Raw genomic sequence first — 13,425 nt, forward strand, 5'->3', positions numbered from 1 at the left:
AGAGGGGTTGACCTTAAATGGCCGAAAAGACTTTCAACGCAACAAGGGTTAAATTTGCTGTCCTGCTCATATTTGCCGGTATTTTGGCCGCCTCAGCTTTATGGCGGATGGAAATCAAAGCGGAACTCAGCCCCCGGCAAAACGCGGCTCAGCCCGCACCCGCTGCCACCGCAACACCCGAAGAGGCCGCCGCGGCACCAACGCCCGCCGCAGCCGCCGAAGCTCCGGCAGCACCTGTGGAAGGCTGTCTGAAATGCCACGGCAATATCGAGCCGATGCACCGCTACAACAATCGCGGCGACGTTTTCGACACACTTGTTGACGGAAAAGATGCTTTGGGGCTGACCTGCACGGCATGTCACGGCGGAAATCCCGCTTCGATCATTCAGCGGGACGCACATGTACAGCCTCGTTTCCCCAAAGAATGGGGCTGCAAGAACGGCGAATGTTCCAGCAAGAATCCGGAACGCTCAAACACTCTATTGGCAAAAGAAAGTCATGAATTTGTTCGCTTCATAAATCCCGGCGATTTCCGCGTGGTCGCTCAGGCATGCGGTTCTTGCCACGCGGAAACCAACGAAAAGTCGGCACGCAGCATGATGGCACACGGAGCGATGCTGTGGGGAGCCGCACTTTACAACAATGGCGGCTTCCATTTGAAAGACACCCATTTCGGCGAAAGCTACAACGAGGACGGCAGACCGCAGGCTCTCTTCCAAAAGCCCGTACCGACACGCGAGGAGCAGGCGTTCAAAGGCTTTCTGACGGAGCTTTTCCCGCTGCCGCGTTGGGAGCTTTCACAACCCGGCAACATACTCCGCGTATTTGAACGCGGCGGCAAACGCCGTCTTGAGGTCGGACTTCCCGACAAGGAAGAAGAACCCGGCCGTCCTGACAAGGGCCTAAGCCCGCGTGGGCTCGGGACGCTCAACCGTACGGATCCAGTCTATCTCGGCCTGCAGAAAACGCGTCTTCTCGATCCGACGCTGAATTTTCTCGGTACCAACGATCATCCCGGCGACTACCGTTCGGCGGGCTGCACATCTTGCCACGTCATTTACGCGAATGACAGATCAAAGACCATATCGGCGCAATACGCCGACCACGGCAACCAAGGCTTTACCGCTACCGCGGACAAAAGCATTCCCCGCAACCAGCCCGGCCATCCGATAAAGCATCAGTTCACATCGCAGATACCGACATCGCAGTGTATGACCTGTCATATGCATCCGGGTACGAACATGCTTTCGACCTATGTCGGGCAGATGTGGTGGGACAACGAATCGGACGGCAAGCATATGTACCCTGCCGACCGCCAGATAGATCCGAGCCAGGACGACGAAGCACGAAAGCTGGACAAGAATCCCGAAGGCTCATCGCTCCGCGGACTGTGGTCAGATTCGGTTTTCCTGCAGCAGACGGGAACGCCGGAATTCAACGCAAAGCTCGACCGCGTGCAGTTCGGCGACGCTCACGGCCACGGCTGGATGTTCAAGAACGTCTATAAGAAGGACCGCAAGGGCAACCTGCTCGACAAGGACGATCAGATCGTCCTGCCCGGCGACCCCGCGAAATGGAACAAGGCGGTCCATCTGCAGGACATTCACCTCGAAAAAGGCATGCACTGTGTCGATTGTCATTTCCGTCAGGACAACCACGGCACCGGAATTCTATACAACGAACCGCGTGCGGCCATCGAGATCGGCTGCGTAGATTGCCACGGCTCGATGCGGGCCAAAGCGAACACCATCACCAGCGGACCTGCCGTGATGCCGCCGCCTCGCGGTGAGTTGAACCGGCGGCAGCAGCAGAACAAGCCGCTTGTCGGCCGCGACCTGACGCTGCTGCAGTTCCGCGGCGTTGACGGCCGTCGAATGCCCGTAATGCAGGTGATGACCGCTGCACTGCTCAGAAACAAGAAGTGTACCGACAAAAAGACGGGCGAAGAGATACCGCTAAAGATCGGCGACATCGTGCAGAATTCGATGGTCGAGCCCGGACTCTGCTGGAAGGTTACGCAGACCGTCGATACCGTTACGCCCGGCAATGACGATTACAGCGAAAAGTCGGCCTACGCAAAGACGATGCAGCGTGACAACTCAACGTGGGGCGATGCAAAAGCGAGCGATGAAATGCTTGCCCACCGCGAGAACAGCATGACGTGCTACGCGTGCCATACGTCGTGGGTGACGAGCTGTTTCGGCTGCCATCTGAGCATGGAAGCGAACCGCAAGATGCCGAACCGCCACAATGAAGGCGGCATGTCGCGCAACTTTACAAGCTATAACTTCCAGGTGCTTCGCGACGATATTTTCATGCTTGGCAAAGACGGCACGGTAACTGGCCATCAGGTCGCCCCTGTCGCTTCACGTTCGGCTGTTCTTGTGAGTTCGCGCAATCAGAACCGCGAATGGATCTATTCGCAGCAGCAGACCATATCGGCCGAAGGATTTTCGGGACAGTCTTTCTCAACCCACGTCCCGCACACCGTCCGCGGCAAGGAAACGCAAGGCTGCTCTGACTGCCACGTTTCCAAAGATAAGGACAACAACGCCTGGCTGGCTCAGGTGATGCTGCAGGGGACGAATTTCGTCAATTTCATCGGCCGATACGTTTACGTGGCGACCGGCCACGCGCTTGAGGCTGTCGTCGTTACCGAACACACGGAGCCGCAGGCCGTTTACGGCAGTAATCTGCACAAGCTCGCCTATAAGGACAACTACGAGAAGTTCGTGAACGGCGGCCGAAAGCTGACTGAATTTTACGAAAATAAGGGCCGGCCCGAAGCTCTGCAAGTACAGGTACGCGGTGAATACGCCTATGTCGCCGCGGGCAAAGGCGGCCTGCGCGTTTACGACATCGCGCAAATAGATCACAAAGGCTTTTCGGAACGCATTGTAACGGCACCCGTTTCGCCCTTGGGTCAAAAGTTCTACGTGCCGACGAAATATGCGACATCCGTTGCCTCGCCGACTACGCTCGGCGTCGATCCGACGCGATGGCGGACCGTTAGGAACGAGGACGGCAGCTATAAACAGGTGCCGCCGGACGAAGCTTTGCGGCTGAACGCTGAAGCAAAGGCCGCCGGCAAGCCGGCTCCAGCGGTCAACGAAGAAGGCCCCATACATCCGATCTATGCATACCTATTTATCGCGGATAAATTCGAGGGCGTGATCCTGGTCAACGCCGCAACGCTGCTCGACGGCGATCCGCGGAATAATTTCCTCGGCCGCTCGCTGACTTACAATCCGGGCGGAGTGCTGACGGGAGCGAATAACATCGTCCTTGCCGGAAATTACGCCTATGTAACGACGGACCGCAGCCTTGTGATCATCGATTTTTCAACGCCGCTGCAGCCGCGGATCGTCAAGGAAATGCCCTTTGACAACCCGCGTGCTGTTGCGGTGCAATTCCTCTACGCGTTCGTTGTGGACAAGGCCGGGATGCATGTTCTCGATATCAAAGAGCTGCAGATCAACGGCAACGTCCGTAAGGTCGAAGGAGCAACTGTGCCGCTATCGCACGCTCACGATATTTACGTCGCCCGCACCTATGCCTACGTCGCGAACGGCTCGGAAGGCATCGCCATAATCGATGTCGAACGCCCCGAACAGCCGCGGCTCGATCAAATGTTCACCGCGGACGGCACTATAAACGACGCTCACTCGATCAAGGTCGCGATGACGAATGCCAGCCTCTACGGCTACGTCGCCGACGGCAAGAACGGCCTCAAGGTGCTTCAGCTCACCGACCCCGAAACGATGCCGACATACGCCGGTTTCAGCCCTCGGCCCGAACCGCGTCTGATCGCGACGTTCAAGACAAAGGGCGAAGCTCTGAGCATCTCAAAGGGCCTCGACCGTGACCGTGCCGTTGACGAAAGCGGCAATCAGCTAGCCGTATTCGGCCGCCGCGGAGCACGGCCGTTCAATTTTGAGGAAGTGATGCGGATGCTCAGAACGAACAACGGCAACGGCGATTTCTTTACCGTATCTGATGAACCTCTGAAATAGGTTTCGATATGTTCCTTCGGCGAAAGGCATTGTGGGTATTGTGCGCGGCGTTCATTTTCGCCGTAGCAGGTACTGCGTCCGCACGTATCGTCGAGGATATTCCGGGTCAGTGGCAAGAGAACTATCAGCGATGGAAAGCAGAGCTTTTCTCGACAGAATTCGGGCGCTCGCGTTGGCAGGCATTCGAGACTGACGATTCTTTCACTCTGACCGTAGCCGTATCGGACAAATACGTCCGCGGTGCGGGAACCGATGCATTTGAATGGGACCCGAATGGCAAGCTGATCGCTGCAACGATCACGCTCGGTTACGAACTCGAACTCGGCTTCCCTGAACCCGTTTACTATCCTGTCCTTCATTCGATCTCGGCGATATCAAGCTACCGAAAGGTTATTCGCAGGGGAGCGCTGGCCGGGGCGAAATTTGCACACGAATTGAGCCACGTCGAGAATGCCAAACTTGAGAACGCCGAGGAGTTTTTGCTGCAAAAGCAGCTGATGCCGGTTTACGTCTCGATATTTCTTTCAAACGGGCAAAACGCCGCCGACAAGAAACTCCGTGAACTCGCGGATCAAATGGGCGGCACGCCGGTCGAGCTTTGGTCCGCACGTGAATATGCCAGTGAACTCGACACTCTGGACTATCTTGCCGAACGGCTGGCCAATGATCGGCAGAGGTGCCTCGTTTTCCGACGCCTTAAACGCAATCTGAATGACTATTCCCGCGAGCAGTCCCCCATTTTCGAGGCCCGGCCGGCTTTTTCCAAACTTCGCTGCTAGGAGATCTCCTTGCAGATTTAATGACTTCTTAAAGTTGTTTTAACAATACATTCACCGCGCCGAAATAGTCTGAGAGCCGATGCAGGTTCTCAGAAAGCTTCGCTCGAAACTGCCGGCAATTCCCTTTCGCCGGCCGCAATCGAAACCCCTTAACAAACAACCCGCTTTTCCGTCCATCATTGACGGCCGGTATGAGGCACTCATTGCTGAATCAGCAGCGGACATCGCGTCGGCATTGCGGCTGCGCCATGCCGTTTTCAACATAGAGCTTGGCGGCAAGCATGCCGGCGAGCCGGGAGGTGTGGAATTTGATGCATACGACTTCAAATGCAGGCATCTGATCGTACGGGACACATTGACCGGCGAGACCGTCGGCACCTACAGGCTGAACACCATCGAGACCGCAAAGAATCGATCCGGCTTCTATTCAGCGACCGAATTCGACCTATCACATTTGCCGCACGATATTCTGATCGGCGGGATCGAGATCGGCCGTGCCTGCGTTGCCGCAGAACATCGAAATACAAAGGTGCTTTTCCTGCTTTTCAAAACGCTGATCGCCTATCTTCGGCACATGAGAAAACAGTACTTCTTTGGCTGCTGTTCGATATTCTCCACCGACGCACCTATAGGCATTCGCGCGTTCGAAAAGATCATTGCAGATGGACATACTCACGACGAAATTCGACTAAAGCCGATCCGGAACGCGATCGAAATGAATGTACCGGCCGGCCAAGGCGATGCCGAACTGCCGCCGCTTTTCAATATGTATCTACGGCTCGGGGCAAAGGTCTGCAGTCCGCCGATTCTAGACCGCGAATTCGGCACTATCGATCTTTTTGTAGTATTCGATATCAACGATCTCAGCGATAGATACCGCAAACTTTTCGCAAAATAAAAAGACCGCCAATTACGACGGCCTTTTGAAAACTTGGTGGAGACGAGGGGGATCGAACCCCTGACCTCATGAATGCCATTCATGCGCTCTCCCAGCTGAGCTACGTCCCCGCTTCAAGTGCAGAGTTCAGAATGAAAAATGCACAATGAAGAGAACTTAAAATCTACCGAATCTGCCAATACGCGTCAAGCCTAACGGCCGCCAATGGCCGCTAACGACCTTTGAAAACGGGCTTGCGTTTTTCCAGGAAAGCCGAGACGCCTTCCTGCTTGTCCTCGGTCGAAAAGCAGATGGCGAACAGATCGACCTCGCGGCGGAGCCCTTCGTCCAGATTCGACCTCGAAGCAAATTTGACGGCTTCCTTGGCAAGCCGCAGAGCGATCGGTGCTTTTTCGGATATCTTTTCAGCCATCTTCATTGTTTCCGTTTCAAGCTGGTCGGCAGGATAAACGTGATTCACCAAGCCGAATTTCAATGCGGTCTCGGCGTCGATCATATCGCCGGTCAGGTTCATTTCCATCGAACGGCCCTCACCGATCAGCCGTGTCAGCCTTTGGGTGCCGCCGCCGCCGGGAATGATGCCGAGGTTGATCTCCGGCTGGCCGAATTTCGCGTTGTCGCTGCAAATGCGTATATCGCACGCGAGAGCAAGCTCGTTACCGCCGCCGAGGCAAAAGCCGTTGACCATAGCGATGATCGGCTTAGGAAAAATGTCGATGGAGTTGAAAAGCGTGCGTTCCTGAAACTGGCTTCGCTGCGTAACAGGTGTCTGGCCTTCGAATTCGGAAATATCGGCTCCCGCGATGAATGCCTTCTGGCCCGATCCGGTCAGCACCACAACGACCACGTCGTCATCACGCCGCAGTTCGTCGAGTGCAGCAATGCCTTCTGCGTGGACTTTGGAATTAAGAGCATTCAGCTTATCGGGGCGGTTAATGGTGATCACGGCGACCTTGCCGCGCTTTTCTAAAGTAATGGTCTCGTACATAGGAAAAGTTAAAAAGTGAAAACGTAAAAAAGTGAAAAAGAGAAAATGCGTTCGGCATTCGACGAGGCCACATTTTCACCTTTTCACTTTTTCACATTTGAAGATCTACTCGCTGACGCCCTGAACGATATTGTCGTCGGCGATCCACGCGACGAAAAGCCGCAGCCAGCTCTCTTTCGGCTCCTCTATCGAAACTCCGATCCGCGAAGTTCCATAACTCGCCGGCATCACGCGGACGACCTGAGCTTTGACCTCGACAGGCGCACCGTTCGGGCGATGCGATCGGATGTAAAGATTTTCTCCGGGAGCTATCGGCTGATTCAGCTGGAACAAGGCACCGAGCGTTGAGATATCGTCCGTCTCTGTCGGTTCACTCCACGTGGAGCCGTCGTCGGCTTTGCCTGACACGACTATCGGCAGGCGCAAGGCCATGCGAAGTGCGAACCTTTTCTCCTCAAAAAGAGGCTGTGTGGATGCCATGACGGTCTAAAAAGAAAATAAAACTCGACTAATAGTAGCACGATTGGCCGATTTGCGGAATAAATCTAGTTATATTGCGGCATTGAAAATAAGATATATTCGGCCTTTAGCTCATCGCATCTGACTCGCGACGCGGGCAAGATAGACTAAGCCGACCGCAGACCACTATACTAATTTGAAGGAACATTTGATCATGGAAATTGAGACCATCCACAGAAAGGTTGTGATACTCGGATCAGGGCCGGCGGGACTGACTGCGGCTATATATGCGGGCCGTGCGCAGCTTGATCCGCTGGTGATCGACGGGCCGCAGCCAGGCGGGCAGCTCACCATAACGACAGACGTCGAAAATTACCCCGGCTTTGCAGAAGGCATCATGGGCCCCGCCCTGATGGAACAATTCCGCTCACAGGCCGAGCGTTTTGGAACGGAGATCATTAATGTTTGGATCGACAATGTCGATCTTTCGGCGAGGCCGTTCACCCTGAACGCCAAAACGAGTGCGGACAGCGACGACATCGTGAAGGTCATCAAGGCCGAGACGCTTATAATCGCGACCGGTGCATCGGCGAAATGGCTGGATATTCCGGGCGAGGCTCCCGTGCCCGAAGGCTTGGGCGGCAACGGCGTTTCGGCATGTGCGACCTGCGACGGTTTCTTTTTCCGCGGCAAGCCTATCGTAGTCGTAGGCGGAGGCGACACCGCGATGGAAGAAGCTTTGTTCCTGACCAAATTTGCCTCAAAGGTCACAGTCGTTCACCGGCGTGACGAGTTTCGAGCATCGAAGATCATGCAGGACCGCGTGCTCGCACATGAAAAGATCGACGTGCTTTGGAACACCGAGGTCAAAGAGATACACGGGACCAAAGAAACCGGCGTCGAGAGCGTTACGCTGTACAACAACGTGTCCAATGAGACGACAACCTTCCCCACCGAGGGAGTCTTCATCGCGATCGGCCACGAACCGAACACCAAGCTGTTTCGCGGCGTTTTGGATATGGATGAGACCGGCTATCTGATCACTGAGGGCCGAACGACAAAGACAAACATTCCTGGCGTTTTCGCGTCGGGCGATGCTCAGGATTCTTATTATCGCCAGGCGATCACAGCCGCCGGGACCGGATGTATGGCTGCGATAGACGCTGAACGGTTCCTGGCTGAACACGAAGGCGACACCGCGGCCGCTGCGTAAGATTTACCTATTCGGTCGAGACCACACGGCCGTCGCGGACGGTGGCGTTCTGCGGCGTTCGGACGATCCGGTTCGCATCGAAACCCATAGCTTGTGCACGGTTTACGATTGCCTGAAATGTGGGCTCGTCCATCGTCGGCGTTCGGCTGAGGACCCAAAAATAATCTCTTCCCGGTTCTGAAACGACGGCGTAGCTGTAGTCTTCCGCCAGATCGACCACCCAATAATTTGCCCACACGAACGGAAGCCAGGACGTGAAGCCGGGGGCGAAACGCACCTTCAGCTTCGCATTGTTCTTCTTGTCCGCGATCTTGCCTTCTGCCTTTGCGGAATCGGACACGCCGTCTCTTTTCGTACACGAGTTCAAGACCTCTATGCGGCCGTTGTTTTTCAGAGTGTACTCTGCGGTCGTATTGGCTATGCACTGCCGCTGAAAGCGGTTCGGGTATTTGGCGATCTCGTACCATTTGCCCGAGTAGCGTTTCAGGTCGAGGCCGCTGACCGGACGAGGCGGTTCATTTCGCGGCGAGCTTTGGGCGTTCGCCGAGACGACACCGAAGAACAAAAGTAGGGCAAACATTGCAGCAACAATAGGCATATACGTAACCGCAGGACAATTCTTGTCCGCACTGATGATTTCGACGCGCATTACGATTTAGATTCCGGTTATAATGTTCATTGGGAGTATTTGTGATTGATCTATGCCGATCTACGAATATAAATGTCAGCAGTGTGGTGCCCATATAGAGGTGCGTCAGAGCGTATCGGACGCCCCGCTGACGACGTGTGAAAAATGTCATGGCCGCCTTGAGAAGCAATGGTCGCTTTCGGGTTTTCAGTTCAAAGGTGCCGGTTGGTACGTAACCGATTATTCGAAAAAGGGCAGCGACGGAAGCACTGCCGTTGGAAAAAGCTCATCGGTTGAATCAACCGCTTCGGCCGATACTGCATCAAAGTCTGCAAGCGGAACCGAAAAACCGTCCGGCGGTACGGACACGAAAACCGCGGCCTGATGAGAACTTTCGTACTTCGATCGCTGATGTTCGGATTGCTCGCAGTTCTGCTCTGCGATGCAGCGAACGCGCAATCGAGGCGGAGCGTACGCGGCATCGATCCGGACGGAACGGTCCTTTCTGTCACCGCTTCCCGCGAAAACGCCGCGGTCCCGATCCTCGCAGAAAACCTTTTCCTCTACGAAAACGGCATCGAACAGAAGATACGAAACTTCGCCTTCGATCCCACACCCGCGAAGATATTGATCGTTGTCGACAATTCGCTGACGCTTCCCGCCGCAACTGAAAAATTGCAGCAGGCCGTGATGGAATTCGCGTATGAGATCTATGACGGCGACCAGATCTTCGTCATAGCCTACGACGAAAAAGCCGAGATCATCCAGGAATGGACCGACGATGCGAAAAAGATCGAAACGAGCCTTGCCACGTTCCGCAAAAAAGGAAATCCCTATCTTTTTGACGCACTTGACGTTTCAGTGGCAGAAATTCTGCTGCCGCTGATGCCCGGCACGCGAAAAACGGCGATCGTGCTGATAGGCGACGGGCTCGACCGCGGCAGCCGCACCGCTTTTGACAAGATCCTTGCTCGGCTGCAGACGCAGGACATCGTCGTCTATGCGCTTCAGGTCAATGACCGGACTGGCGGTGCCTTTCGCCGCGACCAGCCTAAAGCGGGCGCCGTGATAAATCAGCTTGCCGAAGGAACAGGCGGGCTTGTTTTTCCGCTGGACGATGCGAAGAACGCGGCAAAGATCATTTGTGATGAGCTGAAAAAGAACCGCTATCTGCTCTCGTATATGCCGGCGAACACATCTTCTTTCGACGCACGCCGTATTCTGCTGACTGCCGAAGAAGGCGTCACCATACGCACCAAAATGATGCACCCGCCTAATGTGAAATGACCTAAACAGCCACAGGTGCAGCGATCTTTCCGTGATGGCGATAGTTCTCTAATCTCAAATTCTCATATTTAAAATTCAGCAGTCCGTCCAGCCCGTTTAGGCTTTCTGAGTCGACAATTTCCAGCGTGGGCAGTTCAAAGGGCTCGCGTTTGAGCAGCTCGTTGACCTGATCGAGGTGGTTGCTGTAAATGTGCAGGTCGCCGAAAGTGTGTATGAAATCACCGACCTCGAGCCCGCAAACGTGAGCTACGAGATGCGTGAGCAGTGCGTAGCTTGAAATGTTGAACGGTACGCCGAGAAATGCGTCAGCAGAGCGTTGGTAAAGCTGGCAATGCAGCGTCCTCTCGTTCTCTACCTTGAAATGAAAGAGTGTGTGGCATGGCGGGAGAGCGACATCGTCACAGGTTTCCGGATTCCAGCCTGTGACGATCAGCCGGCGGGAATTTGGATTCGTCTCGATCTCGCGGATCAATCTCGCGATCTGATCGACGCCGTTCATTTGCGGATAATCGCCGCCGAAGGAACGCCACAGATATCCATAAACCGGCCCGAGGTCGCCTGCTTCCCGGCCGAATCTCGCGGTCTGCTCTGCCGTCGCCCACTCTTCCCAGATATCAACCCCGCGTGCCTGCAGGTCGGCATCATTTGTTGAACCGCTCAAGAACCAAAACAATTCTTCCGCAACCCAGCGAAACGGCACGCGTTTTGTCGTCACGATCGGAAATCCCTCGCGCAGATCGAAACGCGTCTGATAGCCGAAAGTCGATATCGTTCCGACACCGGTCCGGTCCTCATGCCGCGTGCCATTCGCGAGAATGTGTTTGAGCAGTCCGTGATACTGATGCATTGGCTTTAATTGTAAATTGTAAATTGAAAAATTGTTAATTGGTATCGTCAAACCTTTCTTAACCAATTAACAATTTTTCAATTTACAATTTACAATCTAGGAACTATGTCGAGCACACTCGAAGTAAGTTTTAATTCGCCGCAGTGTGGATGGATGTCGATCGGTTTTAGCGACGGCGTGACGGAATTTCACACCACGACCGCGCATTTGCCGTATAAAACGGCGTTGCCGAATCTGATGCGGATATTGACCGCATTGTCAGGCGACGGCGATGCGGAATATTTGCTCAAATGGAACCGCGATCCGGAGGAATTCGATTTTCGTTTCATTCGTATCGGGAAAAACATAGCGATCGAGATCTATCAATACGCGACGGAAGAACGCGATTCTGCAACACGCGAACTCGTTTACAGCTATGCGGGCGATGCCGGCGATGTGCTCGCTGCTTTCGCAACTACGTTCGATCAGCTTTATGAGGATCGCGACACAGACGAATTCGAATTCAACTGGCGTCAGCCGTTTCCGTACAGCGAATACGAGGAATTCAGAAAACTGGCGATCTAGCCACGAATAGCACGAAAGACACGAATGAAACACTCCCTAATTGGTGTAATTTGTGTAATTCGTGGCTGATCTAATATGAAAGAGAGGCTTTTAGATCTACTCGCATGTCCGACCTGCGGCGGTGATATTTTGCTGGCTTACGCGTCAAAGTACGACGGCAAAGAGATCATCGGCGGAGTGCTGACATGTAAAAAATGTGACCGCGAATACAAGGTCGTCCGCGGAGTGCCGCGGTTTGTCGATCTGGGCAAGATCGAGGAAGACAAGGCGGCAACGGCCGAAAATTTCGGCTGGCAATGGACGAATTTTACTCAGGAAGACCCGAAATACAACGAGCAATTCCTCGGATGGCTGCAGCCCGTGAAACCCGAGTTTTTCGCTGGCAAGACCGTTCTCGAAGGCGGCTGCGGCAAAGGCCGTCACACAAAACTCGCCGCAGAATGGGGAGCAAAGGACGTCGTTGGCATCGACCTCGGCGACGGTGTCGAATCGGCATTTGCGTTGACGCGGGAGATGCCAAATGCGCACATAATTCAATGCGATATCTTTAAGCTGCCGCTGAAAAAGGCGTTCGATTACGCGTTCAGCGTCGGCGTTCTGCATCACACGCCCGATCCGAAAGGTGCCTTCGTATCGCTTGCAGGCAAGGTGAAAAAGGGCGGGCACATTTCAGCTTGGATATATGGTGCGGAAAACAACGAATGGATCACGAAATACGTGAATCCCGTACGCGAGGGTTTTACGTCGCGGATCTCGCAGCCCGTTCTTTATCAACTTTCAAAGCTGCCCACGCTGCCGCTTTTCCTCACCACTAAACTTGTCTATCGGCCGCTGAACGCCGCGGCGAAAGGAGTCGCGGAAGAGCTCTTTTACAACGATTATCTGAATCACCTGGGCACGTTCGGGTGGCGCGAACAGCACAATATCGTATTTGACCACCTCGTCGCCCCGACGGCGTTCTATATTTCAAAAGAAGATTTTGAGGACTGGTGGAAAACTATCAATGCCGAGGACGTTGAGATAACCTGGCATAACCGCAATAGCTGGTGCGGATTCGGAAAGGTCGCATGAAGTTCGAAAGAGGCATCGATGGACACTATCGCGATGCGGTCGAACGGGCGTTCGATCACATCATCGCAAAAGGCAATGCGGAGCATCGCGAGGTCGCGGAGGCGATCGTAGATTCGCGGCTGCTCATACGCGTTCTTCCCGTGAGCGAAATCAACGCATCCGGCATCACGGGAGTGATAAATTCCGTTAAGACAAATATGCGTATGGCGACACGGCGTTTTAGTGTCGAGGACGCACTTGCCGAGGTTCACATCACGTTTGCCGCGGAGACCATCGGCCCGACGGGCGGACGCGGCACGGAAGGGACTCTGGTTCACGAAGGCCGCCATGCGTACGATTTCGCACGCACGATAGCGAGTATTTCAAATTCGGACGTCAGCCCTCTCAGTATGTTCGATCCGACGCTTTTCGAGCTTGAATACGCCGCTCACAAGACGTCTGCTGAATGGATGCTCGCCGTCGGAATTGAGGAATACACCAACGAGGGCATTTCGCTGATGATCCTCTGCAACAACGAGAAAGGCGTCTGCGAGGTAAGCGACGAAGGCATCCGCCGCCGCCTGAGCGAAAGCTATGGCCTGAGCGAGGACGGCAACCAGGGCCCGACGGCCAGCCAGATGCTCGGTCTGGTGGTTTAAGAAAAGCCATCCGCGAAATACGCGAAACACACGAAATCGA

General features: G+C 54.5%; 13 protein-coding genes and 1 tRNA gene. 9 read left to right on the forward strand and 5 right to left on the reverse strand.

Going from position 1 to position 13,425, the window contains the following annotated elements; all coding sequences use genetic code 11:
* Positions 1-17: 17 nt before the first annotated feature.
* The 3 genes from IPM50_07415 to IPM50_07425 all read left to right on the forward strand — a co-directional run bounded on the left by IPM50_07415 (position 18) and on the right by IPM50_07425 (position 5,690).
* Positions 18-4,013, forward strand: coding sequence for a hypothetical protein (locus tag IPM50_07415; GenBank protein ID QQS34384.1), 3,996 nt, complete (start codon positions 18-20; stop codon positions 4,011-4,013).
* Positions 4,014-4,021: 8 nt separating this feature from the next.
* Positions 4,022-4,792 carry a hypothetical protein gene (locus IPM50_07420; GenBank protein ID QQS34385.1) on the forward strand — a complete coding sequence of 257 codons (771 nt, stop codon included), beginning with the start codon at positions 4,022-4,024 and terminating at the stop codon, positions 4,790-4,792.
* Between the two features lie 79 nt (positions 4,793-4,871).
* Positions 4,872-5,690, forward strand: coding sequence for a GNAT family N-acetyltransferase (locus IPM50_07425; protein ID QQS34386.1), 819 nt, complete (start codon positions 4,872-4,874; stop codon positions 5,688-5,690).
* A gap of 34 nt (positions 5,691-5,724) precedes the next feature.
* Here the strand turns inward: IPM50_07425 and IPM50_07430 are convergent.
* From IPM50_07430 to IPM50_07440, 3 genes are all read right to left on the reverse strand, one after another.
* Positions 5,725-5,800, reverse strand: a tRNA-Ala gene (locus IPM50_07430).
* 101 nt (positions 5,801-5,901) lie between these two features.
* Complete coding sequence (locus tag IPM50_07435) at positions 5,902-6,678, reverse strand: enoyl-CoA hydratase/isomerase family protein (protein ID QQS34387.1); 777 nt, start codon at positions 6,676-6,678, stop codon at positions 5,902-5,904.
* A 105-nt stretch (positions 6,679-6,783) separates the two neighbouring features.
* Entirely contained in the window at positions 6,784-7,158 is a 375-nt protein-coding gene (locus IPM50_07440; protein QQS34388.1) for a PilZ domain-containing protein, read from the reverse strand.
* Between the two features lie 193 nt (positions 7,159-7,351).
* Between IPM50_07440 and trxB the strand changes: the two genes are divergently transcribed.
* On the forward strand, positions 7,352-8,350 hold the full coding sequence (gene trxB, locus IPM50_07445) for a thioredoxin-disulfide reductase (protein QQS34389.1): 999 nt from the start codon (positions 7,352-7,354) through the stop codon (positions 8,348-8,350).
* Positions 8,351-8,357: 7 nt separating this feature from the next.
* On the opposite strand, the gene IPM50_07450 is transcribed toward trxB, so the two are convergent.
* Positions 8,358-8,999: a lipocalin family protein gene (locus tag IPM50_07450; GenBank protein QQS34390.1), complete on the reverse strand. Its 642-nt coding sequence runs from the start codon at positions 8,997-8,999 to the stop codon at positions 8,358-8,360.
* 52 nt (positions 9,000-9,051) lie between these two features.
* On the opposite strand from IPM50_07450, the gene IPM50_07455 reads away from it, so the two are divergent.
* Positions 9,052-9,363: a zinc ribbon domain-containing protein gene (locus IPM50_07455; GenBank protein QQS34391.1), complete on the forward strand. Its 312-nt coding sequence runs from the start codon at positions 9,052-9,054 to the stop codon at positions 9,361-9,363.
* Complete coding sequence (locus tag IPM50_07460) at positions 9,363-10,265, forward strand: VWA domain-containing protein (GenBank protein ID QQS34392.1); 903 nt, start codon at positions 9,363-9,365, stop codon at positions 10,263-10,265. The genes IPM50_07455 and IPM50_07460 overlap by 1 nt, the downstream gene beginning before the upstream one ends.
* A 1-nt stretch (position 10,266) precedes the next feature.
* Here the strand turns inward: IPM50_07460 and IPM50_07465 are convergent, their stop codons facing one another.
* Positions 10,267-11,112 carry a thymidylate synthase gene (locus tag IPM50_07465; protein ID QQS34393.1) on the reverse strand — a complete coding sequence of 282 codons (846 nt, stop codon included), beginning with the start codon at positions 11,110-11,112 and terminating at the stop codon, positions 10,267-10,269.
* Positions 11,113-11,217: 105 nt separating this feature from the next.
* Between IPM50_07465 and IPM50_07470 the strand changes: the two genes are divergently transcribed.
* From IPM50_07470 to IPM50_07480, 3 genes are all read left to right on the forward strand, one after another.
* On the forward strand, positions 11,218-11,676 hold the full coding sequence (locus IPM50_07470) for a hypothetical protein (protein QQS34394.1): 459 nt from the start codon (positions 11,218-11,220) through the stop codon (positions 11,674-11,676).
* A 75-nt stretch (positions 11,677-11,751) separates the two neighbouring features.
* Positions 11,752-12,747 (forward strand): methyltransferase domain-containing protein, encoded by a 996-nt coding sequence (locus IPM50_07475; GenBank protein QQS34395.1) that lies wholly within the window; start codon positions 11,752-11,754, stop codon positions 12,745-12,747.
* Entirely contained in the window at positions 12,744-13,385 is a 642-nt protein-coding gene (locus IPM50_07480; GenBank protein ID QQS34396.1) for a hypothetical protein, read from the forward strand. The genes IPM50_07475 and IPM50_07480 overlap by 4 nt, the downstream gene beginning before the upstream one ends.
* Positions 13,386-13,425: the final 40 nt, after the last annotated feature.

It is taken from the genome of Acidobacteriota bacterium (assembly GCA_016700075.1).
In the GTDB taxonomy this organism is placed as follows: Bacteria; Acidobacteriota; Blastocatellia; order Pyrinomonadales; family Pyrinomonadaceae; genus OLB17.